Raw genomic sequence first — 25,223 nt, forward strand, 5'->3', positions numbered from 1 at the left:
GATCGCGTAGTCGCCGCAGCCCGGGCACCAGCGCACCTCCTGGTCCGACTTGAAGTCCTTCATGGACTGCCGGGCCTCGGCCCTGGGCACGAGCGCGAGCGCCTCGGTCGTGCCGCCGGGGCGGTGCGTCGACGTCTCAGTCATCGATGGCCTCCTTGAGCGCCGCGGCGAGCTGCTCCGCTTTGAACGGCATGCCGTTGACCTGGTTGTAGGAGTGGGCGTCGACGAGATAGCGGGCGCGGATGAGGGCAGCCAGCTGGCCGAGGTTCATCTCGGGGACGACGACCTTGTCGTACCCCTTCAGCACCGCTGCGAGATTGCGCGGGAAGGGATTCAGATGGCGCAGATGGGCCTGCGCGATCGGCGTCCCGGCGGCGCGCAGCCGTCGTACCGCCGCGGTGATCGGCCCGTACGTGGAGCCCCAGCCCAGCACCAGGGTCCGGGCGGAGTGCGGGTCGTCCACCTCGAGGTCCGGGACCTCGATGCCGTCGATCTTGGCCTGGCGGGTGCGGACCATGAAGTCGTGGTTGGCCGGGTCGTAGGAGATGTTGCCGGTGCCGTCCTGCTTCTCGATGCCGCCGATGCGGTGCTCCAGGCCGGGCGTGCCGGGGATCGCCCAGGGGCGGGCCAGGGTGTGCGGGTCGCGCTTGTAGGGCCAGAAGACCTCGGTGCCGTCGGCCAGGGTGTGGTTGGTGCCCTGGGCGAACTGCACCCGCAGATCCGGCAGCTCGTCGGGCGACGGCACGCGCCACGGCTCCGAGCCGTTGGCGAGGTAGCCGTCCGAGAGCAGGAACACCGGGGTGCGGTAGGTGAGGGCGATGCGGACGGCGTCCAGCGCGGCGTCGAAGCAGTCGGCCGGGGTGCGCGGAGCCACGATCGGTACCGGGGCCTCGCCGTTGCGCCCGTACATCGCCTGCAGCAGGTCCGCCTGCTCGGTCTTGGTCGGCAGCCCCGTCGACGGCCCGCCGCGCTGGATGTCGATCACGAGCAGCGGCAGCTCCAGCGACACGGCGAGACCGATCGTCTCCGACTTGAGCGCCACGCCCGGGCCGGACGTCGTGGTGACGGCGAGCGACCCGCCGAAGGCCGCGCCCAGCGCCGCGCCGATCCCGGCGATCTCGTCCTCGGCCTGGAAGGTGCGCACGCCGAAGTTCTTGTGCTTCGACAGCTCGTGCAGGATGTCCGAGGCCGGCGTGATCGGGTACGAGCCCAGGAACAGCGGCAGATCGGCCTGCCGGGAGGCGGCGATCAGGCCGTAGGACAGGGCCAGGTTGCCGGAGATGTTGCGGTAGACGCCGGCCGGGAAGGCCTGCGCGGCCGGGGCGACCTCGTAGGAGACGGCGAAGTCCTCGGTCGTCTCGCCGAAGTTCCAGCCGGCCCGGAACGCGGCGATGTTGGCGGCCGCGATGTCGGGCTTCTTCGCGAACTTCGACTTCAGGAACTTCTCGGTGCCCTCGGTCGGCCGGTGGTACATCCACGACAAGAGGCCGAGCGCGAACATGTTCTTGCTGCGCTCGGCCTCTTTACGGGTGAGGTCGAATTCCTTGAGAGCCTCGACGGTCAGGGTGGTCAGCGGGACCGGGTGGAGCTGATAACCGTCGAGGGAGCCGTCCTCCAGCGGCGAGGCCGCGTACCCCACTTTCTGCATGGCGCGTTTGGTGAACTCGTCGGTGTTGACGATGATCTGTGCCCCGCGCGGCACATCGGCGATGTTCGCCTTGAGCGCGGCCGGGTTCATCGCGACCAGCACATTCGGTGCGTCGCCCGGAGTGAGGATGTCGTGGTCGGCGAAATGCAGCTGGAAGGACGACACCCCGGGCAGCGTTCCTGCGGGCGCGCGGATCTCGGCCGGGAAGTTCGGCAGTGTGGACAGGTCGTTGCCGAACGACGCGGTCTCCGAAGTGAAACGATCACCGGTCAACTGCATGCCGTCGCCGGAGTCCCCCGCGAACCTGATGATCACCCGGTCGAGGCGGCGGACGTCCTTCGTCCCACCGGGCTTGCGCTGCTCTCCCACGACGGCCGCATCCGCTCCGTCGGTTCCGTCGGCCTGTTCTGCTGGGCTGACCTGACTGGTCACTGAACTGGACCTCCCTCGAGGCGGCTGTCCCGGAGCGCCCTTCCCGAAGGCCCTCCACGGATCAACCCTACGTCGGTAAGGGTCGCCTTCCTTCGGCCATTCGCATGACGGTCACTGTCCCGAGACGGCCCGGCACCCCCGCTAACCATGATTTCCCGCCCCCCGGCGCTGCTCCGTCAGACGCTCCGGAATCCCGCCGTGGTTCTGTGGTGTTTCTCCGCCGCTTCCTCCGAGTTCCCCTCCTCTGATTTCCTCACCCGACGCACGGCACAGTGCCATCTGTTTATGAATTCAGATAGGTGAGAACTGCTAGTACACGGCGGTGATCTCCATCACTCGGAGACAGGCCGAGCTTCAGGAAGATATTGCTGACGTGCTTCTCGACGGCCCCGTCACTGACGACCAGTTGCCGGGCGACGGCCGAGTTCGTCCGCCCCTCGGCCATCAGCCCGAGGACCTCCCGCTCCCGCGGGGTGAGCCCGGCGAGCACGTCCTGCTTCCGGCTCCGCCCGAGCAGCTGCGCCACGACCTCCGGATCCAGCGCGGTGCCGCCCTCGGCGACCCGCACGACCGCGTCCACGAACTCCCGCACCTCGGCCACGCGGTCCTTGAGCAGGTAGCCGACCCCGCGACTGGAACCGGCCAGCAGTTCGGTGGCGTATCTCTCCTCCACGTACTGTGACAGCACCAGCACGCCGAGTCCGGGGTGCGCCTTGCGCAGTTGGACGGCGGCCCGCACGCCTTCGTCGGTGTGCGTCGGCGGCATCCGCACGTCGGCGACGACGACGTCGGGCAGCGCGCCCTCGTCGTTCAGCTCGGTGATCGTCTTGACCAGGGCGTCGGCGTCACCGACCCCCGCGACCACGTCGTGTCCCCGGTCGGTGAGCAACCGGGTCAGCCCCTCCCGCAACAGCACCGAATCCTCGGCGATGACCACCCGCACCCTGTCCTCCACGCTCCTCGGCCCCCCAGCCGTCCACCCGTCGGTCGAACCAGTCAAGCATTTCAGCAACAGGCTCGTCTCTACCGGCCGAGAGTCGGGCCCGGCTGGAGGACGACGTGAAATCGGCCCCCGCCCACCGCCTTTCGGCCGCCGATCGGGGCGACGAGAGGGATGGGCGGGAGCCGGGAGCCGGGGGCGGGGGGGCGGGGGGCGGGGCGAGGGGAAGGAGGGAGGGAGGGGCAGGGATGGGGGAGAGGCCGGGGGTGGGGGAGGGAGGCGGTCTCAGACCTGACCGGCCCGCCAGGGCAGTTCCGCGGTGATCCGGGTCGGGCCGCCCACCGGTGAGTCCACGACGAGGATCCCGTCCACCGAGTCCAGCCGTCCGGCGAGCCCGGTCAGCCCCGACCCTCCGCCGGAGGCGTCCGCGCCGCCCACCCCGTCGTCCGCCACCTGCAGCATCAGCCGGTTCTCCGACCGCCACACGTCGACCGACGCGGACCGGGCCCCGCTGTGCTTGCTGACGTTCTGCAGCAGCTCAGAGACGGTGAAGTAGGCGATGCCCTCGATCGCCGGAGCCGGCCGTTCGGCCAGGTCCACGTCCACCTTCACCGGGACCGTGCAGCGCGAGGCCACCGAGGACAGCGCCGCGTCCAGCCCCCGGTCGGTCAGGACGGCCGGGTGGATGCCGCGCGCCAGGTCCCGCAACTCCTGCAGGGCCGTCTTCACCTCGCCGTGCGCCTCACCGACCATCCGTGCCGCCGTCTGCGGGTCCTCCCGCAGCTTCTCCTTCGCCATCCCGAGATCCATCGCCAGCGCCACCAGCCGGGCCTGCGCCCCGTCGTGCAGGTCGCGTTCGATGCGCCGCAGGTCGGCGGCCGCCGTGTCCACCACGACCCCCCGGTCGGACTCCAGCTCCACCACCCGCGCCCCCAGCGACGACGGCCCGAGCAGCCCACGCACCAGCAGCCCGTCCACCGTCGTCAGCGCGCGCACGATCCACGGCGTGGCCAGCGTGATGAGCAGACCCACCAGCGCGGTCACGGCGATCTCGAACGGGTTGTCGAGGTAGACGGCGTGGTGGTCGTCGCCGTACAGCTGGATGCCGTCCTGGCCGCCGTACATCGGGAACACCCAGAACCACAGCGGATACGTCAGCGTCGACCAGCCGACCGACCACACCGTCACGACGACGCCGAAGGTGAACACCGCCCACGGAAAGTGCAGCACCGCGTACAGGACGTTCCGCCAGGACGTGCCGCTCTTGAGGACGGCCGCCGTCCACGCCATCGCGCCACTGCCGCGCGGCCGCAGCGGCTCGGGCTCGGCCACGTCCAGAGCGAGCAGCCCGCGCGCCCGCGCCCGCTCCACCGCCGCGAAGCCCCGGCACGCCGCCAGACCCGCCGCCAGCACCGGGATGCCGAGGAACGTCACCAGCAGGCCCGCCCCGACCGAGAGCATCGTCACCGCGAAGGTGAACAGCACGATGCTGATCGGCAGGCTCAGCAGGACGTACAGGAGCTCCCGCCAGTGGCGCGCGGTGAGCGGCTCACGCAGTCCCGCCGGGAGCGGATGCCGACGCTCCCGGGCCCCGCGCCCGCGCCCGCCGTGCCCTGCGTGTCCGTCGTACCGGTCGCGCTGGTCGTACTCGTCGTACTGCCGGTACTGGTCGTACTGCGTGGCCATCGGCGTCGTCCGTTCTGCTCGGCCCTGCTCATCGCCCGGTTGTCGATCCGTACCTCCCAGCCTCCCCGGCGGCCGCCGCGCGGGCCATGGAGTCCGTCGGCCTCTCGGAAGGGGGGTTTTCCCTACCCCGCTCCGTCACGGCTTCCCGTCGCGGTCCCGCCAGGGGAGTTCCGCGGTCACCGTCGTGGGACCCCCGTCCGGCGACTCCACGACGAAGAGCCCGTCGACCGCGTCCAGCCGTTCAGCGAGCCCCCGCATCCCCGAGCCGCCGTCGAGCCGCGCGCCGCCCCGGCCGTCGTCCCACACCTGGATGAGCAGCCGGTCGCCCGACCGCCACACCTCGACCGACGCGGACCGGGCCCCGCTGTGCTTGCTGACGTTCTGCAGCAGCTCCGAGACGGTGAAGTAGGCGATGCCCTCGATGGCCTGCGCCGGCCTGCTCGTCAGGTCCGCGGTCACCTTCACCGGGACCGTGCAGCGCGAGGCCACCGAGGACAGCGCCGCGTCCAGCCCCCGGTCGGTCAGGACGGCCGGGTGGATGCCGCGCGCCAGGTCCCGCAGCTCCTGCAGCGCGAGCTTCACCTCGCCGTGCGCCTCCTCCACCATGGCCGCCACGACGTCGTCGGCCTGCCCCTCCAGCAGCTTCTCCTTGGCCAGACCCAGCCCCATCGCCAGGTTCACCAGCCGGGCCTGCGCCCCGTCGTGCAGGTCGCGTTCGATGCGCCGCAGGTCGGCGGCCGCCGTGTCGACCACGACCCCCCGGTCGGACTCCAGCTCCGCGATGCGCCTCTCCAGCTCGTCGGAGGGGGAGAGCAGGCCCCGCACCATCGCCCGGTCCGCGTTGGTGAGGCCGCGCGCCAGGAACGGCAGCACCGGCCACAGCACGAACAGCGAGGGCACCACCACGCTGAAGGTCACAACGCCCCAGGGCAGCCGGATCAGGTCGTACAGCACCGTGCGCCAGGCCACCGGGTCCTTCAACACCAGCCACATCCGCTGCAGAAGGCCGCCCGCTCTGCGCAGCGGCAGCGGGCTCGGCTCGTCGATCCGCACCCCGAGCAGCCTGCGCGCCCGCGCCCGTTCGAACCGGCCCATCAGCCGTGCCCCGCCCAGCCCGAGCGCGAGCAAGGGGAACCCCACCACCGTGACGGTCATCGCGGTCCCCGTGACGATCACCGTCATCACATAGGTGAACCCGATCAACGCCATCGGCAGATTGGTCAGCAGATGCGCGATCTCCCGCCATGTCTGCGGATCGAACGCGAGACGGGCCGGAGGCGGACGGTCGTCGTCGGGCCCCGCGCCCGATGGTCCGGAGTAGCCCAAAGGGACGGCTGAACGGCTGGCGGAAGCGGTCATACGGGCTAGCCTGCCGCCCCGCCCGACCCCGCGCCATGAGGTCTGCTGCCTTCCGTTGTCGGGGGAAAACCCCCGTATCACGTCCCGACCTGTGACGGGCTGCTTACCGCTTCTTTATCAGGGCCTAGACTCCCGTGCGTACAGATCGTCGAACCGGCCTGCCGTCGAAGAGGCTGAGGTCAGGGAGCGAGGGGACGGACGTGCGGGAACCGACCGTCGATGTCGCGGCGGACTATGCGGCCGACTACTTCCAGTCCTACTCCGTCGTCGGGCTGCTCGCCGTCGTCGGCGTGCTGTTCGTCGCCGTCGCCTTCGGCGCGGGACGCCTGCTGCGTCCGGTGGTCCCCACCCCGGAGAAGCTCCTGACGTACGAGTGCGGAGTCGACCCCGTCGGCGAGGGCTGGGCCCACACCCAGGTCCGCTACTACGTCTACGCCTTCCTCTACGTGATCTTCGCGGTCGACTCGATCTTCCTCTTCCCCTGGGCGACGGTCTTCGCCGCCCCCGGCTACGGCACGACCACGCTCGTCGAGATGTTCGTCTTCCTCGGCTTCCTCACCGTGGGCCTGCTGTACGCATACAAGAAGGGCGTCCTGACATGGGCGTGACGCCGGAACCGAACGCGCCCCGGCCGGCCACACCGGAGCAGGCGGCCCCCGAGCCCGTCCTGCTGCCCGAGCCGAAGCGGCTCGGCACACTGGCCCGGCTCGCCCCCGAGCCGATGAAGGTGATCCTCAACTGGGGCCGCCGCTACTCGCTCTGGGTCTTCAACTTCGGCCTCGCCTGCTGTGCGATCGAGTTCATCGCCGCCTCGATGGCCCGCCACGACTTCATCCGCCTCGGCGTCATCCCCTTCGCGCCGGGTCCGCGCCAGGCCGACCTGATGATCGTCTCCGGCACGGTCACGGACAAGATGGCCCCGGCCGTGAAGCGCCTCTACGAGCAGATGCCCGAGCCGAAGTACGTCATCTCCTTCGGCGCGTGCAGCAACTGCGGAGGCCCCTACTGGGACTCCTACTCGGTGACCAAGGGCGTCGACCAGATCATCCCGGTGGACGTCTACGTGCCGGGCTGCCCGCCGCGCCCGGAAGCCCTGCTCCAGGGCATCCTCAAGCTCCAGGAGAAGATCGCGCGCGAGTCCCTCGACGAGCGCTACGCCGCGATCCCCGCCCGCCCGGCCCCGTCGCGCCCCTCGCCCGCGGCCCTGCAGAGCGGCCTCGTACACCCGCCCGCGGCGGCACCGGCGGCACCGGCGGAGGGGGACCGATGACCACGACCGGGTGGCTCCCCGCCTCCGCAGAGGACCTGTTCGGCCCGGACTCCACAGCCGAGGAGTCCTACGACGTCCTGACCGTCGACGTCCCGCCGGCCTCGTGGACCGCCGCTCTGCGCGTGGCCCGCGACCGGCTGTCCTGCACCTACTTCGACTGGCTGAGCGCCGTCGACGAACCGGGCAGCGGCTTCCGCGTCTCCGCGCACGTCGTGGCCCTGTCCCCGGTGCGCCGTTTGCTGGTGCGCACCACGATCCCGCACGACGCCCCGACCCTCGCCTCCGCCGTGGACGTCTACGCGGGTGCCGCCTGGCACGAACGCGAGACGCACGAAATGTTCGGCGTCGCCTTCGAGGGCCACCCCGCACTCGACCACCTCCTCCTTCCCGAGACCTTCGAAGGCCACCCCCTGCGCAAGGACTTCGTCCTGGCGGCTCGCGTCGCCAAGGCCTGGCCCGGTGCGAAGGAGCCCGGCGAGTCCGAGCACGGCGGCCCCAAGCGCCGGCAGATGCTCCCCCCGGGCGTCCCCGACCCCAACGAATGGGGACCCCTGAAGGGCCAGCTCCCCCCGGCCCCGGCCCGCCCGGCCCGAACCCCGGCCGCCCGTGCTGCGGGCGACCGCCCCGTGCGGCGCGCCCGCACGGCATCGCAGGGCTCGACCAGCCAGGCGGCCCCGGCGGCGACACCGCCCGCCGCGTCCGCTCCGCCGGCGACGGCTCCCGACGCCGCAGGCGACCCCGGCACGGCTCCCACACAGCCCGCGACAGCACCCCCCGCCGCCGCGCCGACTCCGGGAACCCCGGCGGGACCGCGCCGCGCCCGCAGCGCCTCCCAGGGCTCCGCTTCCCAGCGCACCCAGCCCCCGGCGACGCCTTCCGACCCCCCGGCCCGCCCCTCCACGGCCCCCCGCTCGTCCGACGCCCCCTGGCACCACGCCCGCCCCGCCTTCGACGACCCCCAGGCGAGCGAAGCCCCGAAGCCGACCCCGACGGCAGACGCCGAGCTGCCTCAGAAGCCGACCGCCGAGCCCACCCGGAAGGCGGACGCCGAGCCGGCCGCCGAGCCGGAGCCGCAGGCGGAGAACCGGCCGAGGACGCAGCCGGAGCCCGCGGGGGAGCCCGGGCGCACGGCGGGCGGCACGCCTCGGACGGAGGCCGCGCCGAGCCCTGCGACAGAGGCGCGTCCGGAACGAGCGCCCGAGCCCGAGCCCGAATCCGGGTCCGTGTCCGGGTCCGAGTCACCTTCGGACCCGAGCCCCGAGCCCGACGCGAGCCCTGCACCGGACCCTGACGCGAGCCCGAAGCCGAGCGACCGTGTCTCCGGCCCGGAGCGTCCTGCCTCCGAGCGTCCGAACCCGCAGCGTTCGAACCCCGAGCGTCCGAACGCCGAGCGGCCCGCCCCCGATGACGACCCCGCAGGAGGCCCGCAGTGAACGACGCTCTCGACGTCGCCCTGCGACTCCTGGTCGTCTTCGGCGTCTTCCTCACCTTCCCCCTGATCGTCGGTCAGACCGAGCACAAGGTGATGGCCCATATGCAGGGCCGCCTGGGCCCGATGTACGCGGGCGGCTTCCACGGCTGGGCCCAGCTCGTCGCGGACGGCGTGAAGTTCGCGCAGAAGGAGGACATCGTCCCCGCGGGCGCGGACCGCCGCATCTTCCAGCTCGCGCCGGCCGTGGCCCTCCTGCCGTATCTGCTCGTCCTCCTCGCCATCCCCATCGGGCCGGGCGAGGGGGCCGTGGGCCAGGTCCTGGACGCGGGGATCTTCTTCGTCCTCGCCGTGATGGGCGTCGGCGTGCTCGGTTCCCTCATGGCCGGCTGGGCCAGCGCCAACAAGTTCTCCCTCCTCGGCGGCCTGCGCACCGCCGCTCAGCTGCTCGCCTACGAACTGCCCATGCTGCTCACCGCCGCTTCGGTGGCGATGGCAGCCGGGACGGTCTCGCTGCCCGGCATCGTCGACGCGTTCGAGTGGTGGTGGCTGCCCTGGCAGATCACCGGAGCGATCGTCTTCTTCATCGCCGGTCTGGCCGAACTCCAGCGCCCTCCCTTCGACATGCCGGTCGCCGACTCGGAGATCATCTTCGGTGCGTACACCGAGTACACCGGCCTGCGCTTCGCTCTGTTCCTCCTCGCCGAGTACGCCGGGATCGTCGTCCTGTGCGGGCTGACCACCGTGCTCTTCCTGGGCGGCTGGCACGGCCCCTGGGGAGCCGAAGGCCTCGGCTGGGTCTGGACCCTGCTCAAGACGGCCGTCCTCGCCTTCGTCGTCATCTGGCTGCGCGTCACCTACCCCCGCCTGCGCGAGGACCAGCTGCAGAAGTTCTCCTGGACCCTCCTGGTCCCCCTCTCTCTCGCCCAGATCGCCCTCACCGGCATCGTCAAGGTGGTGATCCAGTAGCCATGTCCCGCCCGTCCCCCGACCACCACACCCCGGCCGCGCCCTCCGGGCGGCCCCGTCCGTCGATCCCCGGCAGCGGCCTCGCCAAGGGTCTGGCCGTCACCCTCCGCACGATGACGCGGAAGACGGTCACCCAGCAGTACCCGGACGCCCAGCCCGAACTCCCGCCCCGCACCCGCGGGGTCATCGGACTGTTCGAGGAGAACTGCACGGTCTGCATGCTGTGCGCCCGTGAGTGCCCCGACTGGTGCATCTACATCGACTCCCACAAGGAGACGGTGCCGCCCGCCGCTCCAGGCGGACGCGAGCGCAGCCGCAATGTCCTCGACCGCTTCGCCATCGACTTCTCGCTCTGCATGTACTGCGGTATCTGCATCGAGGTCTGTCCTTTCGACGCTCTGTTCTGGTCCCCGGAGTTCGAGTACGCGGAGACCGACATCCACGAGCTCACCCACGAGCGCGACAAGCTCCGCGAGTGGATGTGGACCGTGCCGGCCCCGCCGGCCCTCGACCCGGCAGCCGAGGAGCCGAAGGAGGTCGCGGCCGCCCGCAAGACGGCGGAGAAGCTGGCGGCAGCCACCCGAGCCGAGTCCACCGCACCCGAGTCCACCGCACCCGCGTCCACCGAACCGGGGTCGACCGAACCCGAACCCGAGGGAGGAGACGCGTGACCCTCGCCCAGGCCCCGCAGGGCTTCCTCTCCCCGACCGGCGTCGAGATCGCCTTCCTTCTCGTCGGACTGGTCACCTTCGGCGCCGCCCTCGTCACCGTCACCACGAGGCAGCTGGTGCACGCGGCCCTGTGGCTCGTGGTCGCCCTCGGCGGCCTTGCCGTCGAATACCTCCTGCTCACCGCGGAGTTCATCGCCTGGGTGCAGGTCCTCATCTACGTCGGTTCCGTCGTGGTGCTCCTCCTCTTCGGTCTGATGCTCACCAAGGCCCCCATCGGCCGCTCACCGGATGCGGACTCCGGTAATCGCTGGGCCGCGCTCACGGTCGCCGTCGCCGCGGCCGCCGCCCTGGTCTGGGTGGTCGTCGACGCCTTCCGCAGCACCTGGATCGAGCTGGACGGCCCGGCCGCCGGCTCGACCGAGGTCACCGGCGCGAGCCTCTTCCAGAACTGGGTCCTTCCCTTCGAGGCCCTTTCCGTCCTCCTTCTCGCGGCGCTGGTCGGCGCGATCGTCCTGTCCCGCAAGGCGAAGGCCGAATCGGGCCCGCCCCCTGTGAACGCCCGGACCGTCACCGATGGTTCCCGACCCGTCACAAACGGTTCCGGAAATTCCGAGAGCCTCCCCGACCTCCCGGACGCCCGGCAGAACCCGGCCGAGCAGGAAGGCGCCCGCTGATGCACCTCGCCTATCCCGCCGTCCTCTCCGCCCTCCTCTTCTGCACCGGCCTGTACGGCGTCCTCGCCCGCCGCAACGCGATCCTGATCCTGATGTCGGTCGAGCTGATGCTCAACGCCGTCAACCTCAACCTGGTCGCGTTCGACGTCTGGCTCAGCAGGAGTGCCGAGGAGACCCTGCACTCCGGTCAGGCCCTCACCCTGTTCACCATCGCCATCGCCGCCGCGGAGATCGGCATCGGCCTGGCGATCGTCCTCGCCGTGCACCGCAACCGCGGCACCGCGGACATCGACCGGCTCCGCGACACCGCCGAGGGCCACGGGACGCCCGCCGCAGACGGCTCCGACGACGACGCCCCCGCGACCGGAACGGCGCCCGAGAAGGCTGAGGCCACCGCGTGACCACGACCACCCTCGCCGTCCTCGTCCCCCTCCTTCCGTTCCTGGGCGCAGCCGCCGGCCTGCTCCTGGGCCGGACCGCGCCCGGTTTCGTCCGCCCGCTCGCCGTCCTGCCGACCCTCGCCGCGCTCGCGCTGGCCGCGGTCGTCGCGGTGCGCCAGGGCGGGGACGCGGCCGTCGACGCGGCCGCCGAACTGACCCCCACCGGTTCCGTCCCGATCGAACTCGCCCTGCACATCGACGGGTTCGCCGCCCTCGTCGCCGTCCTGGTCGCTCTCGTGGCGACCTGCGTGCAGATCTACTCGACCGGCTATCTGCGTGACGACCCGCGCTACGCCTCGTACGCCGCGCTGGTCTCCCTCTTCACCTCCGCCATGCTGCTGGTCGTCTACTCCGGCGACCTGATCGTGCTGCTGGTCGGCTGGGAGGTCATGGGCATCTGCTCCTACTTCCTGGTGGGCCACTACTGGGAGACCCCGGAGGCCCGCGCCGCCTCGATCAAGGCTTTCCTGGTCACCAAGCTCGGCGACGTCCCCTTCCTCATCGGCCTGTTCGCCCTCGGCGCCGACGCCGGCTCCTTCCGCATCACGAAGGTCCTCGGCGCGGTCGCGCACGGCGACCTGGGCCACCCCACCGTCGTCGCCCTGCTGCTTCTCGCGGGCGTGGCCGGAAAGTCCGCGCAGTTCCCCCTGCACACCTGGCTCCCGGACGCGATGGCCGGCCCCACCCCCGTCTCCGCACTGATCCACGCCGCGACGATGGTCGCCGCCGGCGTCTACTTCGTCGCCCGCCTCCTCCCGGTCTTCGAGGCCTCCGCGGCCGCGATGGTCGTGCTCGCGGTGATGGCCGGCGTCACGATGGTCGGCTCCGGGCTGTCCGCGCTCGCCCAGGACGACATCAAGCGCGTCCTCGCCTACTCGACGATCGGCCAGCTCGGTTACATGACCGGGGCCCTCGCCGTCGGCGACCGCAGCGCCGCCGTCTTCCACCTCCTCTCGCACGGTGCCTTCAAGGCGCTGCTCTTCCTCGCGGCCGGCGTGGTGATCCACGCCGCCGGCACCAACTCACTGGCCGCCATGTCCCGGATGAGCCACCTGCGGGACCGCGTCCCCGACGCCTACTGGACGATGACCGTGGCGCTCCTCGCGCTCGCCGCGATCCCGCCGTTCAGCGGCTTCTTCTCCAAGGAGTCGGTCCTCGGCGCGGCCGAGCACGCGACCGCCGGCCACGCCGAGCACATCCCCGACGCCGCCGGCTGGGTCGTCCTCGTCACCGGGCTGCTCGCCGCCCTCCTCACCGCCGCCTACGCGGCCCGTCTGTGGCTGCTGGCCTTCCGCGGACAGGGAGCCGAAGCACCCGATCACGGCCGCCAGCCACTGACCATGACGGTGGTGCTGTGGGTGCTGGCGGCGCCCTCCCTCGCCCTCGGCGCGCTCGCGTACCGCACGCTTCCCGACTGGTTCGACGGCGACGACCTGACGCCGACCCTCACCACCTCCGTGCTGGGCACCGGCCTGGCCCTGGCCGGCGGACTCGTCACGTTCGCCGCGTGGCGGCGCCTCGCCGGACTCGCCGTCCGCACACCCCTGGGGGCGGTGGCCGCCCACCCGGAGGCCGACGCGGCGCAGGTCGAGGCGGAAGCCATCGCGACGCACGCCCCCGCCTACGGCGACGTGGCCTCCGCCCCCGACCCGGCGGATCCCGGGCGGCTCCTGCTCGGCCCGCTGCACCGCCACGCGGCCGTCGGCTTCCACCTGGACGCCCTGTACGACGCGCTGTTCGTGCGTCCAGCGCAGGCCTCCGCCCGGCTTGTCCGGTTCCTCGACCGCGAGGTCGTCGAGACGTACGTCCGTGGCGCGGGCGCACTGCCCCGCTGGCTGGGACTCGCCGTGCGGCGCGCCCAGACCGGCAACGTCCAGACCTATGTGAGCGCGCTGCTCGCCGGCGCCGTCGTCCTGGCGGTCGCCGCCCTTCTCGTCGCCTCGGGAGCGTGAGCAGGCGTGATTCCTGTCAATGAGTCCGTGATGCAGGTTCTTCTGGCGTTCATCGTGGTCGGCCCGCTCCTCGGCGCCGCCGCCGCGCTGCTGCCCGCCCCGCCCGGGCTGAAGGGGAAGTCACCCGAGCAGGCCGTCCTCCGGCACGGAGTGACCGTTACCGGCGTGATTCTCGTCGCCGCGATCGCCCTGGCGGTCGGCTTCGACCACGACCAGCCGTCGAAGATGCAGGCCACCACGGACATCAGCTGGATCCCCGCACTCGACGTGCGCATCCACCTCGGCGTCGACGGCATCTCGCTCCCCCTGTTGGTCCTGACCGCGCTGCTGACCTTCCTCTGCGCGCTCTACTCCTACTTCAAGCTGCCCGCGGGCCCCTCACCCAAGGCGTTCGTCGCCCTGGTGCTCGTGCTCGAGTCCGGCACCCTCGCGACCTTCGCCGTCCTCGACCTGCTGCTGTTCTTCCTCGCCTTCGAGACCGTGCTCATCCCGATGTACTTCCTCATCGCCCGGTGGGGCGGCGCCGGCCGCACCCGGGCGGCCTGGAGGTTCATCCTCTTCACGCTGCTCGGATCCGTGGTCATGCTGCTCGGCCTGCTCCTGATCGGAATCAAGGCGGGCACTTTCGACATGGTGGCACTCGCCACTGACAACGGCCGGTCGCTGACCACGTCCGTGCAGGTCGTGGCCGTTCTCGCGATCGGCCTCGGGCTCGCGGTCAAGACCCCGATGTGGCCCCTGCACAGCTGGCTGCCCGACGCCCACACCGCCGCCCCGACCGTCGGCTCGGTCCTGCTGGCGGGCGTGATGCTGAAGATGGGCACGTACGGGTTCGTCCGCATCCTGCTGCCGGTCGCACCGGACGGCTTCCGCGTCTTCGCGCCCTACCTCGCCGCCTTCGCCGTCGTCGGGATCATCTACGGGTCCCTGGCCTGCCTGGCCCTCGCCAAGCAGGGAGCGAAGGGCGACCTCAAGCGTCTGATCGCCTACTCCTCCGTCGGCCACATGGGCTTCGTCCTCCTCGGCATCGCGACCATGACGCCGACCGGCGTGAACGGCGCCCTGTTCGCCAACATCGCCCACGGCCTCATCACCGGCCTCCTCTTCTTCCTGGTCGGCGCCCTGAAGGACCGCACGGGCACGACCGACCTGGACACCCTCGCCGAGCAGACCGGCGCCGCCCTGTACGGCAGGACGCCCCGCCTCGGCGGTCTCCTCGCCTTCGCCGCGGTCGCCTCGCTCGGCCTTCCGGGTCTCGCCGGGTTCTGGGGCGAGATGCTCGCCCTGTTCGGCGCGTTCGACCCGGCCGAAGGCCTCGGCCGCCCCGCCTTCCTCACGTTCACGGCGATCGGCGCGTTCGGCACCCTGCTGACGGCCGCCTACCTGCTCGCCGTGGTCCGGCGGGTCTGCATGGGCACGGTCCGGCCGGACGCCCCGCGCCTCGCCGACGTGCAGACCTACGAGTTCGTGGCCTGGACCCCGCTCGTCGCCCTCACCGTCGTCGCCGGCCTGTGGCCGAGGGCCCTCCTCGGCCTCACCGACCCGGCCGTGCAGCAGCTCCTCGCAGGAGGCACCCGATGAGCTCCGTGGCCCACCCCCCGGCCCAGGCCCTGGCCGAGTCCGTGGTCCAGTCCGTCGACTGGCTTGCCATCGCACCGCCCACCCTCGCGGCGGTCGTCGCCCTGGCCGTCCTCGTCGCCGACCTCTTCGTCGGTGAGGCGCGCAAGCCGCTGCTGGGCTGGTTCTCCGTCGCCGGCCTCGCCGCCTCCACGGCCCTTCTCCTGCCCCTCCTGGACGGCGACCGCGCCACGTTCTGCCTGACCGGCGACACGCGCGCGTGCAGCTACGCGGCAGACCACTTCACCCTGGTCGTCCAGTTCCTGGTGCTCGGGGGAGCCCTGCTGGCCGCCCTGCTGTCGGTCACCGCCCTGAAGGACGCGCGCGGGCGCCTCCCCGAGGGCGAGTACTGGTTCCTGCTGCTGTCCTCCGCGGCCGGCGCCGCCCTGCTGCCCGCCTCCCGCGACCTCGCCACCCTGGTCGTCGCCCTGGAGGTCGCCTCCCTGCCGGCCTTCGCCCTCGTCGGCATCCGGCACGGCGACCGCAAGTCCTCCGAGGCCGCCCTCAAGTTCTTCCTGTCGTCCGTGGCGGCCACCGCGGTCAGCCTCCTGGGCATCAGCTTCGTGTACGCCACGACCGGCACCCTCTACCTCACCCAGGTCGCCGACCGCATCCAGCGCGTCGACGGCCAGCTGCACACCCTGGCCCAGACGGGCGTGGTGCTCACCCTCGTCGGCTTCGCCTTCAAGACGGCCGCCGTCCCCTTCCACTTCTGGGTTCCCGACACCTACGTGGGAGCCCCCCTGCCCATCGCCGCCTACCTGTCGGTCGTGGGCAAGGCCGTCGGCTTCTCCGGCCTCATCCTCGTCACCGTCGTCGGCTTCCCGTCGTACGCCGACGTCTGGGGTCCCGCCCTGGCCGCGCTGGCCGCCCTCACCATGACCGTCGGCAACGTCGGGGCGCTCCGCCAGCAGGCCACGCGCGCGTACAGCGCCGTACGCCTCCTCGCCTGGTCCTCCGTCGGCCAGGCCGGCTACCTCCTCGTGCCGATCGCCGCCGCCGCGTACACCGACGACGCCGAGCACGCCGTCGGCTCCACCGTCGCGTACGCCCTCATGTACGCCGCGGTGAACCTCGGCGCCTTCGCCGTCGCGGCCCTCGTCGGGCGGACCAGCACGGCGAACCGGCTCACCGACTACCGCGGCCTCTATGCCAGGAACCCCGTAGCCGCCCTCCTGCTGGCCTTCTTCCTGCTCTGCCTCGCCGGACTGCCGCCGGGCGTCATCGGCCTCTTCGCGAAGGTCACCGTCTTCTCGGCGGCCGTCGACGCCGGACTCGGCTGGCTCGCCGTCGTCATGGCCGTCAACGTGGTCGTCGCCCTGTACTACTACCTCCAGTGGACGGCGCTGCTCTTCCGCGCGCGTGAGGGCGAGAACGAGAAGCATCCCGTCCCCGCCCCCCTCACGGCGGCGATCGCCCTCACCGCGGCCGTCGGCGTCGCCCTCTCGGGAGCGCCGCAGCTGATCCTGCGCTTCGCCGACACCGGTCTCTTCTGATCCCACACGCGCGTGCGGGCCGTCCTCACCCGGACGGCCCACACCCCGCGCCCGCGCACCAGGGAACTCGTGCCTCCCGCCTGGCGTTGACCAGTACGGGAGGGTGCACTGGAGGTGACATCACGGCACCAGTGCCACCGGAGAACAGGAAGATCCGCAAGCAAAGGGTTCCCCTGCTGCACGACTTGGAGGGCGTACCGTGCACCGCCGGCACAACGGGCTCAGGACCGCAGTACTCCTCGGGGGGCTGTCGGCACTCATCATCGTCTTCGGCAGCTTCTTCGGCCGCGCGGGGCTCGTCGTCGCCGTACTGGTCGCGCTCGGCACCAACGCGTACGCGTACTGGAACAGCGACAGGCTGGCTCTACGCGCGATGCGCGCGCGCCCCGTGAGCGAGTTCGAGGCCCCCGCCCTGTACCGGATGGTCCGCGAGCTCTCCACTCAGGCCCGTCAGCCCATGCCCCGCCTGTACATCTCCCCGACAGAGGCGCCCAACGCCTTCGCGACCGGCCGCAATCCACGCAACGCCGCCGTGTGCTGCACGGAAGGCATCCTGCGCCTCCTCGACGAGCGCGAGCTGCGCGGCGTCATCGGCCACGAGCTCAGCCACGTCTACAACCGCGACATCCTGATCTCCTCGGTCGCCGGCGCCCTCGCCTCGGTGATCATGTTCCTGGTCAACTTCGCCTGGCTGATCCCGGTCGGCCGCTCCGACGACGACGACGGCCCCGGCCTCCTGGGCATGCTCCTGATCATGATCCTCGGGCCGCTCGCCGCCGGCCTCATCCAGCTCGCCATCAGCCGCTCCCGGGAGTACGAGGCGGACTCCTCGGGCGCCCGGCTCACCGGCGACCCCCTGGCGCTCGCGAGCGCCCTGCGCAAGCTGGAGACGGGCGCCAAGCAGCTTCCGCTTCCGCCGGAGCCCCGTATCGAGACCGCGAGTCACATGATGATCGCGAACCCCTTCCGCCCGGGCCAGGGACTCTCCAAGATGTTCTCGACGCACCCGCCGATGGCGGAGCGAATCGCCCGGCTCGAGAAAATGGCAGGTCGCCCCCAGTGAAGACCATCCTGAACGTCATCTGGCTGATCCTGAGCGGCTTCTGGCTGTTCCTCGGTTACCTGCTCGCAGGAGTACTGCTCTGCATCACGGTGATCGGCATCCCCTTCGGCGTCGCCGCGTTCCGCATCGGCGTCTTCGCGCTCTGGCCGTTCGGCTACACGACCGTGGAGCGGCGTGACGCCGGCGCGCCCTCCTGTCTCGGCAACGTGCTGTGGCTGGTGCTCGCCGGCTGGTGGCTGGCCATCGGGCACATCGTCACCGGCTTCCTGCTGTGCCTGACCGTCATCGGCATCCCGTTCGGCATCGCGAACTTCAAGCTGATCCCGGTCTCGCTGTTCCCGCTGGGCCGCGAAATCGTGCCCACCGACCGGCCGTTCGCCTCACGCTGACCGCGCTCACCGTGCTGACCGGCATGACAGCCCGGCCTGCACCGGCCCACGCCGGAACCGCCGCCTCCCGTGATGCGTCGTTCCGATCAGCACGGCACGAACCCGCGTGCGACGAAGGACGCGGGGCGCGCCGGAGAGCGCGCGCCCGTCCGGAGCGAGTGACATCACACTGCCCGGACAGCACAGGCACAGCACGGAGGGGCAGGTTCACGGCATGAGCATCATCAGCTGGATCATCCTGGGGTTGTTGGCCGGAGTCATCGCCAAGGTCCTGCTGCCCGGGCGCGACCCGGGCGGCTTCGTCGGCACGACCCTCATCGGTGTCGCGGGCGCGTTCATCGGCGGCTGGATCTCGGCCCGCTGGCTGGACCACCCCATCACCAAGGGCTTCTACGACGGCGCCACCTGGGCCGCCGCGATCGGCGGTTCGCTCGTGCTCCTGATCGTCTACCGCGTGCTGTTCGGCAACTCACGCGACTGAGCCCGCTGACCCGCTGCGGCCCGGCCGAGCGCGAGGGCGGACGCCGAGGGGCGCCCGCCCTCGCCCGTACGTCGGCTAGCGGTAGTTCACGAACTGCAGCGCGAAGTCGAAGTCCTGGCCCTTGAGCAGCGTGATGACGGTCTGCAGGTCGTCGCGGCTCTTCGAGCTGACCCGCAGTTCCTCGCCCTGCACCTGGGCCTTCACGCCCTTGGGGCCCTCGTCGCGGATGAGCTTCGCGACCTTCTTCGCGTTCTCCTGGGAGATGCCCTCCTTGATGTCCGCGAAGAGCTTGTACTCCTTGCCGGAAAGCTGCGGCTCGCCCGCGTCCAGCGCCTTCAGCGAGATGCCGCGCTTGATCAGCTTGGACTGGAAGACGTCGAGGACGGCGTTCACCCGGTCCTCGGAGTTCGCCTCCATGAGGATCTTCTCACCGGACCACGAGATCGAGGCGCCCACGCCCTTGAAGTCGTAGCGCTGCGAGATCTCCTTGGCGGCCTGGTTGAGGGCGTTGTCGACCTCCTGCCGCTCGACCTTCGAGACGATGTCGAAACTGGAGTCGGCCATGTCCTGTGGCTCCTTGTATCGGGGTGCGTGTCAGGGTGCGTATCGGCGCACGTGGGGGTGACCGCCGAGCCCGGTGGGATCCCGGGCCGCATCCGCACAAGCCTAGCCACCCCGCCCCCTCCGGGCGGCGCGGAATCAGGTGGCGAAGCACCCCCGCGCATCGGGTATCGTTTACGTCGTTGCCAGGGAGCACCGCCGAAAAGCGGTTCGAATAGGCAGCAAACCCGGCGGTGTGCCCGAGCGGCCAAAGGGAGCAGACTGTAAATCTGCCGGCTCAGCCTTCCCAGGTTCGAATCCTGGCGCCGCCACGCTGAGAGAGGAAACCCCTCCGAACTGCGGAAACGCAGAGCGGAGGGGTTTCTTCGTGTCCGGGGCCCGTCTCCGCGAGGTTTCAGCCGTTCTCCGGGGTCTCGTCCGCGTCCGGGGGCGTCTTCGCCGCCCGCTTCACCTCCACCTCGACGTCCGTGCGGGGCTTCTTCTCGTCCTTGGCGTACTCCGTCACCGAGGTCTGGGCGTCGCGGGCGAGGTCGCGCCAGGCGCGCCAGGCCGTCTCGTAGGTGTCCGTCTGGGTCTCCGACCAAGGAGCGGTCGTCGGCGCGCCGTACGCGTCCCGCAACTGCTCGACCCTCGCGTGCGCCTCGTCGGCCGCACGCTGCTTCTCCACGAGTTCCTCGAAGGTATGTGCCACGTGTACGGATGCTAGGGACGGGACGGCGGTTCCGCGCGGCGAGCGGGGCGCGTCCGGGCACGGGATACCCGCGTGGCCCACTGCGGCACACTGACCTCATGTCCAGCCTGTCCAGCCGTCGCAGAAGCTGTCCGGAGTGCCGTCGCGAGATCGCCGTCGTCGCCGGACGGTTCGCCCGGCACGACCCGCCCGGGACGCGGGAGAGCGGCGACCTCGTCTCCTGCCCGGGCTCCCGCCGGACGGCGCAACTGGGAGCCGCCCAACCGTCGTTGGACGGGTACGTGGTCCCGGACTTCCCGGGACAGCTGGCGCTCTTCTAGCGCGCCCACGCGCCGCACACGCCCCGCACGCGTGCGTGCCCGCGCCCGGCGCTGCCGCGCGCCCCCAACAGCCCCTGCACCGCCCTTCGCGGCCGCTCCGCCCCGCCCCGGCCGCCCGCCGCCCTCAGTTCCCCGCCACCGCCTTCACGGCGACCGACACCGGCGTCGAGCCGCCGATCAGCTCCAGGGTGAGCCCCGACGTGGCCGGCGAGTCGAGGAGTTCCGCCAGTACGGCGGCTACGTCCTGCCGTGGGACGGGTCCGCGGCCCGTGCGGGCCTCCAGACGGACCAGGCCGGTCCCATCGTCGTCCGTGAGCGCGCCCGGGCGCAGGATCGTCCAGTCGAGGGAGTCCAGGCCCCGTACGTACGCGTCCGCCTCGCCCTTGGCGCGCAGGTAGACGTCGAAGACCTCGTCGCCCCGGTGCTCCGCGTCCGCGCCCATGGACGAGACGACCAGGAACCGCCGTACGCCCGCCCGGACCGCCGCGTCCGCGAACAGCACGGCAGCGCCCTTGTCCACGCTGTCCTTGCGCTGCACACCGCTGCCCGGGCCGGCGCCCGCCGCGAACACCGCCGCGTCCGCGCCCCGCAGCCGCTCCGCGACCTCTTCGACGGACGCCGACTCCAGGTCCAGGACGACCGGTTCGGCGCCGGCCGTCCTCAGGTCGTCGCTCTGTTCGGCCCTGCGGATGATCCCCGCGACCTCGTTACCGCGCGCGGCGAGCAACCGCTCGAGCCGCAGCGCGATCTGACCATGACCACCAGCGATGACAATGCGCATGGTTCCGACCGTACGCCCGGGCGCCCCCGTCCGCCGCCGCACGCCCCCAGCGGCCACGGAACGGCCGCAGGGGCAACGTCCGGGCCGAACCCTGCCGCTCCGCCGCGCCGGGCGCACGCCCCCGCCCCGCGGCGGCCGGCGCTACGACGGGCCGCCCCGCCCCTGCCGCGGCAGACCCAGCTCCTCGGCGGCCGCCGAGTTGCAGTACTCGCGGACGGCGCTCGTGCGGGCCACCACGCGCCCGCGGTGGATCACGATCCGGCTGTAGGCCAGCGACAGGACCCCTGCCAGGCGGTCTCCGCGGACGGCGAGGAGGTCGGCCGGGAAGCCGGCCTCCACCCGGACCTCGGGCAGGCCCAGAGCGGCCCGCGCGGACGTGCTGACGGCGTCATAGGCGTCCTCGGGACGCAGGCCGTGGCGCGAGGCGAGCAGATAGGCGGCCTCGAGGGGATCGCCGCGGCCCACCGGGTTGCAGACGTCCCGCAACGCGCCGCTGCCGGCGGCCAGCCGCACCCCGGCCGCACGCAACAGCCGTACGGGCGCGGCGCGCCGGTCCTCGACGGCGCCGCAGCCGCCCTGGGGCAGGCAGACCACCGTCACGCCCGCCGCGGCCAGTTGGTCGGCGGTGCGGCCGGCCGCCTCGGCGGGGAGGCGACCGAGCCCGCCGCAGGGGCTGAGGGCGACGCCGGGCCGCAGCCCGCCGGCCATCGCGGCGAGGCGGGCGAGCCGGGCCGGGTCGGCGGCGTCGGTGTGCAGGTCGACGGGGCAGCCGTGCTCGGAGGCGACCTCGAGCACGGTCTCCACGTAGCCGGCGGGGTCGGGGTCCAGGTCCGGGCAGCCGCCTACCACCGCGGCGCCCATCTTCACCGCGTCGCGCAGCATCGCGAGCCCGTCCGCCCCCGCCGCCCCGGTCAGCACCCGCGGCATCGCCACCGCCGACAGCTCCGCCAGCCCGCGCAGCGAGCGCCGGGCCTGCAGGACGGCCGCCAGCGCGCCGAGGCCCTGGACGTCCCCCACACGCACCTGGGCGCGCAGCGCGGTCGCGCCGTGGCCGAGCTGCAGCAGCACCGCCTCGGTGGCGCGGCGCTGGACGTCCTGCGGGGCGTACGAGACGGGACCGTCGTCGTCCGCCGTGAGCGCGGTGTCGAGGTGTGCGTGGGGCTCTGCGGGGGCCGGGAGCAGGAGGTAGCCGTCGAGGTCCACGCGCCCTCCGGCCCGGGCCGGCCCGGCCGCCAGGCTCCCGGCGGTTCCGACCGCCTCGATGCGCCCGCGGCCCAGCCGTACGTCCACCGTGCGGCCGTCCGTCAGGCGCGCCCCGCACAACAGCAGGGCGGCCGGGTCCGGTGTGCCCGAGGAGGCGCCGGAGGAGGACCACGAGTGGGGCGGCTGCGGCCGGCTGTCGGGCATCGGGCTCCAGGGGCTCGGGACTGCGCGGGGCGCAGAGGACGCTGAGGACGCAGGCGTCCTGGCGGGACGCATGATCACGCAGAGTGAGTCGAGCCTAGGGCGGTGCTTCGGCGAGGGCGGGGAGGAGCGCAATAGTCGTACCGGCGTGGTCCGCTGTGCCGGAGGGGCTCGGGAGGGGCTCGGGAGTCCTTCGGGACCCATGGGAAACGGATGCCCGTACGACCCTGGAAGAGGGGCCGGTGGGCCTCGCGAAACGGATTTGGGCGAACGGCTGCGGACCGTGTAATGTCTTCATCGCTCGCCCCAATAGCTCAGTCGGTAGAGCGTCTCCATGGTAAGGAGAAGGTCTACGGTTCGATTCCGTATTGGGGCTCTGGTGGGTGAGGTTCCCGTCGCGAGGCGGGACCTGATCCCATCAAAGCGGTGTAGCTCAGTCGGTAGAGCAAGCGGCTCATAATCGCTGTGTCACCGGTTCAAGTCCGGTCACCGCTACTGACGGTAGCCGATTGTGGGGTCGGTCCTTCGATCGGCTACTCTTTTATGCGTTCATCTGTCCCATCCGTTCGTCAAGGAGCACTCACGTGGCTGCCACCGACGTCCGCCCGAAGATCACGCTGGCCTGCGTGGAGTGCAAGGAGCGGAACTACATCACCAAGAAGAACCGGCGTAACAACCCGGACCGACTGGAGATGAAGAAGCACTGCCCGCGTTGCAACGCGCACACCGCGCACCGCGAAACGCGATAAATCAGGCTCGTATGCGAGGCCGTCCCCGAGTGATCGGGGGCGGCCTCGTGTCGTTGAGCGACCCGTACCGGTCAGTAGAGCGACGCACAGCGACGCAGAGAACCAGGAGGTGCCGAGGCCCATGGCGCTCGACCAGTCCTTCGTCGGGCGGAGCTACCCGCCCACCGATCCCTACGAGGTCGGCCGCGAGAAGATCCGCGAGTTCGCCGAGGCCGTGGGGGACGACAACCCGGTGTACACCGACCCGGAGGCCGCCAAGGCGCTCGGGTACGCGGATGTGATCGCGCCGCCCACCTTCGTGTTCTCGATCACCTTCAAGGCGGCGGGACAGGTCGTCCAGGACCCCCAGCTGGGCCTCGACTACAGCCGTGTGGTGCACGGCGACCAGAAGTTCGCCTACAAGCGCCCGGTGCGCGCCGGTGACCGGCTGACCGTCACCTCGACCATCGAGGCCGTCAAGTCCATGGCGGGCAACGACATCCTGGACGTCCGGGGCGAGGTCCACGACGAGACCGGCGAACACGTGGTGACCGCCTGGACCAAGCTGGTCGCCCGTGCGGCGGAGCCGGCGCAGACCGACGGGGAGGCGTGAGGAACCCGATGACGACGAAGATCGCTTACGACGACGTCGAGGTCGGCGCCGAACTGCCGGCCCGGTCCTTCCCGGTGAACCGGGCCGCCCTCGTCCGGTACGCGGGCGCCTCCGGGGACTTCAACCCCATCCACTGGAACGAGAAGTTCGCCAAGGAGGTGGGCCTGCCGGACGTCATCGCGCACGGCATGTTCACCATGGCCGAGGCGATCCGCGTCGTGACCGACTGGACCGGCGACCCGGGCGCCCTCGTGGACTACGGCGTCCGCTTCACCAGGCCCGTCGTCGTCCCGAACGACGACCAGGGCGCGGTGATCGAGGTCACCGGCAAGGTGGCCGCCAAGCTCGACGACAACACCGTCCGGGTGGACCTGACCGTGACCAGCGGCGGCCAGAAGGTCCTGGGCATGTCACGGGCGGTCGTACGACTGGCCTGAGCAGCGAGCAGCGAGCAGCAGCGAGCGGTGCGGTAAGGGGCGTCTTCCAGGGGGAGGCGCCCCTTACGCGTGACGGGCGGGCCGGGCTGTCGGCGGTGTCTCGTAGGCTGGGCGGGTGCAGGAACTCCACGATGCCCCGCTCGCCCCGCTGACCACCTTCCGGCTGGGCGGTCCCGCCACCAGGCTGGTGACCGCGACCACCGACGCCGAGGTGGTCGCCGCCGTGCGCGAGGCCGACGCCGGCGGCACGCCACTGCTGATCATCGGCGGCGGCTCCAACCTCGTCATCGGCGACAAGGGCTTCGAGGGGACGGCCCTGCGCATCGCCACCCGCGGCCGCGACATCGTCGGGACGCGGCTGGAACTGGCCGCGGGCGAGGTGTGGAGCGACGCCGTCGCCCACACCGTGGCGGCCGGCCTGGCCGGCATCGAGTGCCTGGCCGGCATCCCCGGTTCGGCGGGCGCCACGCCGATCCAGAACGTGGGGGCGTACGGCCAGGAGGTCTCCAGCACGATCACCGAGGTGGTCGCCTACGACCGCCGGGCGGGCGAGACGGTCACGCTCACCGACGAGGAGTGCGCCTTCGCCTACCGGCACAGCCGCTTCAAGGCCGACCCGGAGCGCTATGTCGTCCTGCGCGTCCGCTTCGAGCTGGAGGACGCGGACGGCCTGTCGGCGCCGCTGAAGTACGCCGAGACGGCCCGCGCGCTCGGCGTCGCGCCGGGCGACCGGGTGCCGCTCGCCGACGCACGCGACACCGTGCTGAAGCTGCGCGCCGGCAAGGGCATGGTGCTGGACGCCGAGGACCACGACACCTGGTCGGCCGGTTCCTTCTTCACCAACCCGATCCTCACCGACGCCGACTTCGCCGCCTTCCACGCACGCGTGAAGGAGCGGCTGGGCGACGGCGCGGAGCCGCCCGCCTACCCGGCCGGCGAGGGACACACCAAGACCTCCGCGGCCTGGCTGATCGACAAGGCGGGCTTCACCAAGGGGTACGGCAGCGGCCCCGCGCGGATCTCCACGAAGCACACCCTCGCCCTCACCAACCGGGGCGCGGCGACCACGGAGGACCTGCTGGCGCTGGCCCGCGAGGTCGTCGTCGGCGTGCGCGAGACGTTCGGGATCACCCTCGTCAACGAGCCGGTGATGGTGGGCGTCGGGCTCTAGG

Annotated in this window: 26 protein-coding genes, 3 tRNA genes and 1 pseudogene; 21 read left to right on the plus strand and 9 right to left on the minus strand. The window is 71.7% G+C overall.

Translation table 11 applies throughout. From position 1 onward, the window contains the following. The 5 genes and pseudogenes from ACH4ZA_RS00005 to ACH4ZA_RS00025 form a co-directional block, all read right to left on the minus strand. A pseudogene (locus ACH4ZA_RS00005) lies at positions 1–144 on the minus strand (2-oxoacid:ferredoxin oxidoreductase subunit beta); the annotation flags it as partial. Next, a complete protein-coding gene (locus ACH4ZA_RS00010; protein ID WP_398427381.1) occupies positions 137–2,080 on the minus strand; it encodes a 2-oxoacid:acceptor oxidoreductase subunit alpha in 1,944 nt (647 codons plus the stop codon). The pseudogene ACH4ZA_RS00005 and the gene ACH4ZA_RS00010, both read right to left, overlap by 8 nt. Positions 2,081–2,363: 283 nt before the next feature. After that, the gene (locus ACH4ZA_RS00015; protein ID WP_351669805.1) at positions 2,364–3,035 is read right to left on the minus strand and encodes a response regulator transcription factor; all 672 of its coding nucleotides are present in this window, start codon (positions 3,033–3,035) and stop codon (positions 2,364–2,366) included. A 270-nt stretch (positions 3,036–3,305) separates the two neighbouring features. Next, complete coding sequence (locus ACH4ZA_RS00020; RefSeq protein ID WP_319277239.1) at positions 3,306–4,706, minus strand: sensor domain-containing protein; 1,401 nt, start codon at positions 4,704–4,706, stop codon at positions 3,306–3,308. A gap of 135 nt (positions 4,707–4,841) precedes the next feature. After that, the gene (locus tag ACH4ZA_RS00025) at positions 4,842–6,065 is read right to left on the minus strand and encodes a sensor domain-containing protein (protein ID WP_319277237.1); all 1,224 of its coding nucleotides are present in this window, start codon (positions 6,063–6,065) and stop codon (positions 4,842–4,844) included. A gap of 200 nt (positions 6,066–6,265) precedes the next feature. Here ACH4ZA_RS00025 and ACH4ZA_RS00030 point away from each other — a divergent pair, with 200 nt between their 5' ends. The 13 genes from ACH4ZA_RS00030 to ACH4ZA_RS00090 all read left to right on the plus strand — a co-directional run bounded on the left by ACH4ZA_RS00030 (position 6,266) and on the right by ACH4ZA_RS00090 (position 18,516). Continuing rightward, a complete protein-coding gene (locus ACH4ZA_RS00030) occupies positions 6,266–6,673 on the plus strand; it encodes an NADH-quinone oxidoreductase subunit A (RefSeq protein WP_057584717.1) in 408 nt (135 codons plus the stop codon). After that, positions 6,664–7,335 (plus strand): NADH-quinone oxidoreductase subunit B, encoded by a 672-nt coding sequence (locus tag ACH4ZA_RS00035; RefSeq protein WP_398427383.1) that lies wholly within the window; start codon positions 6,664–6,666, stop codon positions 7,333–7,335. The genes ACH4ZA_RS00030 and ACH4ZA_RS00035 overlap by 10 nt, the downstream gene beginning before the upstream one ends. Next, positions 7,332–8,768 carry an NADH-quinone oxidoreductase subunit C gene (locus ACH4ZA_RS00040; protein ID WP_398427384.1) on the plus strand — a complete coding sequence of 479 codons (1,437 nt, stop codon included), beginning with the start codon at positions 7,332–7,334 and terminating at the stop codon, positions 8,766–8,768. The genes ACH4ZA_RS00035 and ACH4ZA_RS00040 overlap by 4 nt, the downstream gene beginning before the upstream one ends. After that, positions 8,765–9,733, plus strand: coding sequence for a complex I subunit 1 family protein (locus ACH4ZA_RS00045; RefSeq protein WP_319277232.1), 969 nt, complete (start codon positions 8,765–8,767; stop codon positions 9,731–9,733). Before ACH4ZA_RS00040 ends, ACH4ZA_RS00045 begins: the two co-directional genes overlap by 4 nt. Positions 9,734–9,735: 2 nt before the next feature. Continuing rightward, positions 9,736–10,404 carry a NuoI/complex I 23 kDa subunit family protein gene (locus ACH4ZA_RS00050; RefSeq protein ID WP_398427385.1) on the plus strand — a complete coding sequence of 223 codons (669 nt, stop codon included), beginning with the start codon at positions 9,736–9,738 and terminating at the stop codon, positions 10,402–10,404. Further along, positions 10,401–11,078 (plus strand): NADH-quinone oxidoreductase subunit J, encoded by a 678-nt coding sequence (locus ACH4ZA_RS00055; protein WP_398427387.1) that lies wholly within the window; start codon positions 10,401–10,403, stop codon positions 11,076–11,078. The genes ACH4ZA_RS00050 and ACH4ZA_RS00055 overlap by 4 nt, the downstream gene beginning before the upstream one ends. Then, a complete protein-coding gene (gene nuoK / locus ACH4ZA_RS00060; RefSeq protein WP_319277230.1) occupies positions 11,078–11,479 on the plus strand; it encodes an NADH-quinone oxidoreductase subunit NuoK in 402 nt (133 codons plus the stop codon). Before ACH4ZA_RS00055 ends, nuoK begins: the two co-directional genes overlap by 1 nt. Further along, positions 11,476–13,470, plus strand: a complete 1,995-nt coding sequence (locus ACH4ZA_RS00065) for an NADH-quinone oxidoreductase subunit L (protein WP_398427388.1) — start codon at positions 11,476–11,478, stop codon at positions 13,468–13,470. Before nuoK ends, ACH4ZA_RS00065 begins: the two co-directional genes overlap by 4 nt. A 6-nt stretch (positions 13,471–13,476) precedes the next feature. After that, positions 13,477–15,051: an NADH-quinone oxidoreductase subunit M gene (locus ACH4ZA_RS00070; protein WP_319277227.1), complete on the plus strand. Its 1,575-nt coding sequence runs from the start codon at positions 13,477–13,479 to the stop codon at positions 15,049–15,051. After that, positions 15,048–16,583, plus strand: a complete 1,536-nt coding sequence (locus ACH4ZA_RS00075; RefSeq protein WP_398427389.1) for an NADH-quinone oxidoreductase subunit N — start codon at positions 15,048–15,050, stop codon at positions 16,581–16,583. Before ACH4ZA_RS00070 ends, ACH4ZA_RS00075 begins: the two co-directional genes overlap by 4 nt. A gap of 199 nt (positions 16,584–16,782) precedes the next feature. Continuing rightward, a complete protein-coding gene (gene htpX, locus ACH4ZA_RS00080) occupies positions 16,783–17,646 on the plus strand; it encodes a zinc metalloprotease HtpX (protein WP_398427390.1) in 864 nt (287 codons plus the stop codon). Continuing rightward, the gene (locus ACH4ZA_RS00085; RefSeq protein WP_319190283.1) at positions 17,643–18,035 is read left to right on the plus strand and encodes a YccF domain-containing protein; all 393 of its coding nucleotides are present in this window, start codon (positions 17,643–17,645) and stop codon (positions 18,033–18,035) included. Before htpX ends, ACH4ZA_RS00085 begins: the two co-directional genes overlap by 4 nt. Positions 18,036–18,249: 214 nt before the next feature. Continuing rightward, entirely contained in the window at positions 18,250–18,516 is a 267-nt protein-coding gene (locus ACH4ZA_RS00090) for a GlsB/YeaQ/YmgE family stress response membrane protein (protein ID WP_319277222.1), read from the plus strand. Positions 18,517–18,591: 75 nt separating this feature from the next. On the opposite strand, the gene ACH4ZA_RS00095 is transcribed toward ACH4ZA_RS00090, so the two are convergent. Beyond that, on the minus strand, positions 18,592–19,080 hold the full coding sequence (locus ACH4ZA_RS00095) for a YajQ family cyclic di-GMP-binding protein (protein WP_057584707.1): 489 nt from the start codon (positions 19,078–19,080) through the stop codon (positions 18,592–18,594). A gap of 226 nt (positions 19,081–19,306) precedes the next feature. Here ACH4ZA_RS00095 and ACH4ZA_RS00100 point away from each other — a divergent pair. After that, positions 19,307–19,388 (plus strand) — tRNA-Tyr (locus ACH4ZA_RS00100). An 83-nt stretch (positions 19,389–19,471) separates the two neighbouring features. Here ACH4ZA_RS00100 and ACH4ZA_RS00105 read toward each other — a convergent pair. Further along, positions 19,472–19,768 carry a hypothetical protein gene (locus ACH4ZA_RS00105; protein ID WP_319277191.1) on the minus strand — a complete coding sequence of 99 codons (297 nt, stop codon included), beginning with the start codon at positions 19,766–19,768 and terminating at the stop codon, positions 19,472–19,474. A 107-nt stretch (positions 19,769–19,875) separates the two neighbouring features. Between ACH4ZA_RS00105 and ACH4ZA_RS00110 the strand changes: the two genes are divergently transcribed. Continuing rightward, complete coding sequence (locus ACH4ZA_RS00110) at positions 19,876–20,088, plus strand: hypothetical protein (RefSeq protein ID WP_398427800.1); 213 nt, start codon at positions 19,876–19,878, stop codon at positions 20,086–20,088. Between the two features lie 124 nt (positions 20,089–20,212). Here ACH4ZA_RS00110 and ACH4ZA_RS00115 read toward each other — a convergent pair whose 3' ends face one another. Then, a complete protein-coding gene (locus tag ACH4ZA_RS00115; protein ID WP_319277190.1) occupies positions 20,213–20,869 on the minus strand; it encodes an SDR family oxidoreductase in 657 nt (218 codons plus the stop codon). Between the two features lie 141 nt (positions 20,870–21,010). Next, entirely contained in the window at positions 21,011–22,276 is a 1,266-nt protein-coding gene (locus tag ACH4ZA_RS00120; protein WP_319277189.1) for an amidohydrolase family protein, read from the minus strand. 300 nt (positions 22,277–22,576) lie between these two features. Between ACH4ZA_RS00120 and ACH4ZA_RS00125 the strand changes: the two genes are divergently transcribed. From ACH4ZA_RS00125 to ACH4ZA_RS00150, 6 genes are all read left to right on the plus strand, one after another. Continuing rightward, positions 22,577–22,649: transfer RNA gene (locus tag ACH4ZA_RS00125), tRNA-Thr, on the plus strand. A 46-nt stretch (positions 22,650–22,695) separates the two neighbouring features. After that, positions 22,696–22,768: transfer RNA gene (locus ACH4ZA_RS00130), tRNA-Met, on the plus strand. 89 nt (positions 22,769–22,857) lie between these two features. Further along, a complete protein-coding gene (rpmG, locus tag ACH4ZA_RS00135; protein WP_003948671.1) occupies positions 22,858–23,022 on the plus strand; it encodes a 50S ribosomal protein L33 in 165 nt (54 codons plus the stop codon). 121 nt (positions 23,023–23,143) lie between these two features. After that, on the plus strand, positions 23,144–23,614 hold the full coding sequence (locus ACH4ZA_RS00140; protein ID WP_319277187.1) for a MaoC family dehydratase N-terminal domain-containing protein: 471 nt from the start codon (positions 23,144–23,146) through the stop codon (positions 23,612–23,614). A gap of 8 nt (positions 23,615–23,622) precedes the next feature. After that, positions 23,623–24,051 (plus strand): MaoC family dehydratase, encoded by a 429-nt coding sequence (locus ACH4ZA_RS00145; protein WP_319277185.1) that lies wholly within the window; start codon positions 23,623–23,625, stop codon positions 24,049–24,051. Positions 24,052–24,166: 115 nt separating this feature from the next. After that, positions 24,167–25,222, plus strand: coding sequence for a UDP-N-acetylmuramate dehydrogenase (locus ACH4ZA_RS00150; protein ID WP_319277183.1), 1,056 nt, complete (start codon positions 24,167–24,169; stop codon positions 25,220–25,222). Position 25,223 lies beyond the last annotated feature (1 nt).

The organism is Streptomyces sp. NPDC020597, assembly GCF_044335095.1.
Lineage (GTDB): Bacteria > Actinomycetota > Actinomycetes > Streptomycetales > Streptomycetaceae > Streptomyces.

What these genes read in the sequence shown, in the direction of transcription:
- ACH4ZA_RS00020 (WP_319277239.1), bottom strand. Translation starts at nt 4,706, where the DNA reads ATGGCCACGCAGTACGACCAGTACCGGCAGTACGACGAGTACGACCAG.
- ACH4ZA_RS00025 (WP_319277237.1), bottom strand. Translation starts at nt 6,065, where the DNA reads ATGACCGCTTCCGCCAGCCGTTCAGCCGTCCCTTTGGGCTACTCCGGA.
- ACH4ZA_RS00035 (WP_398427383.1), top strand. Translation starts at nt 6,664, where the DNA reads ATGGGCGTGACGCCGGAACCGAACGCGCCCCGGCCGGCCACACCGGAG.
- ACH4ZA_RS00040 (WP_398427384.1), top strand. Translation starts at nt 7,332, where the DNA reads ATGACCACGACCGGGTGGCTCCCCGCCTCCGCAGAGGACCTGTTCGGC.
- ACH4ZA_RS00050 (WP_398427385.1), top strand. Translation starts at nt 9,736, where the DNA reads ATGTCCCGCCCGTCCCCCGACCACCACACCCCGGCCGCGCCCTCCGGG.
- nuoK (WP_319277230.1), top strand. Translation starts at nt 11,078, where the DNA reads ATGCACCTCGCCTATCCCGCCGTCCTCTCCGCCCTCCTCTTCTGCACC.
- ACH4ZA_RS00075 (WP_398427389.1), top strand. Translation starts at nt 15,048, where the DNA reads ATGAGCTCCGTGGCCCACCCCCCGGCCCAGGCCCTGGCCGAGTCCGTG.
- ACH4ZA_RS00090 (WP_319277222.1), top strand. Translation starts at nt 18,250, where the DNA reads ATGAGCATCATCAGCTGGATCATCCTGGGGTTGTTGGCCGGAGTCATC.
- ACH4ZA_RS00095 (WP_057584707.1), bottom strand. Translation starts at nt 19,080, where the DNA reads ATGGCCGACTCCAGTTTCGACATCGTCTCGAAGGTCGAGCGGCAGGAG.
- ACH4ZA_RS00115 (WP_319277190.1), bottom strand. Translation starts at nt 20,869, where the DNA reads ATGCGCATTGTCATCGCTGGTGGTCATGGTCAGATCGCGCTGCGGCTC.
- ACH4ZA_RS00120 (WP_319277189.1), bottom strand. Translation starts at nt 22,276, where the DNA reads ATGCCCGACAGCCGGCCGCAGCCGCCCCACTCGTGGTCCTCCTCCGGC.
- ACH4ZA_RS00140 (WP_319277187.1), top strand. Translation starts at nt 23,144, where the DNA reads ATGGCGCTCGACCAGTCCTTCGTCGGGCGGAGCTACCCGCCCACCGAT.
- ACH4ZA_RS00145 (WP_319277185.1), top strand. Translation starts at nt 23,623, where the DNA reads ATGACGACGAAGATCGCTTACGACGACGTCGAGGTCGGCGCCGAACTG.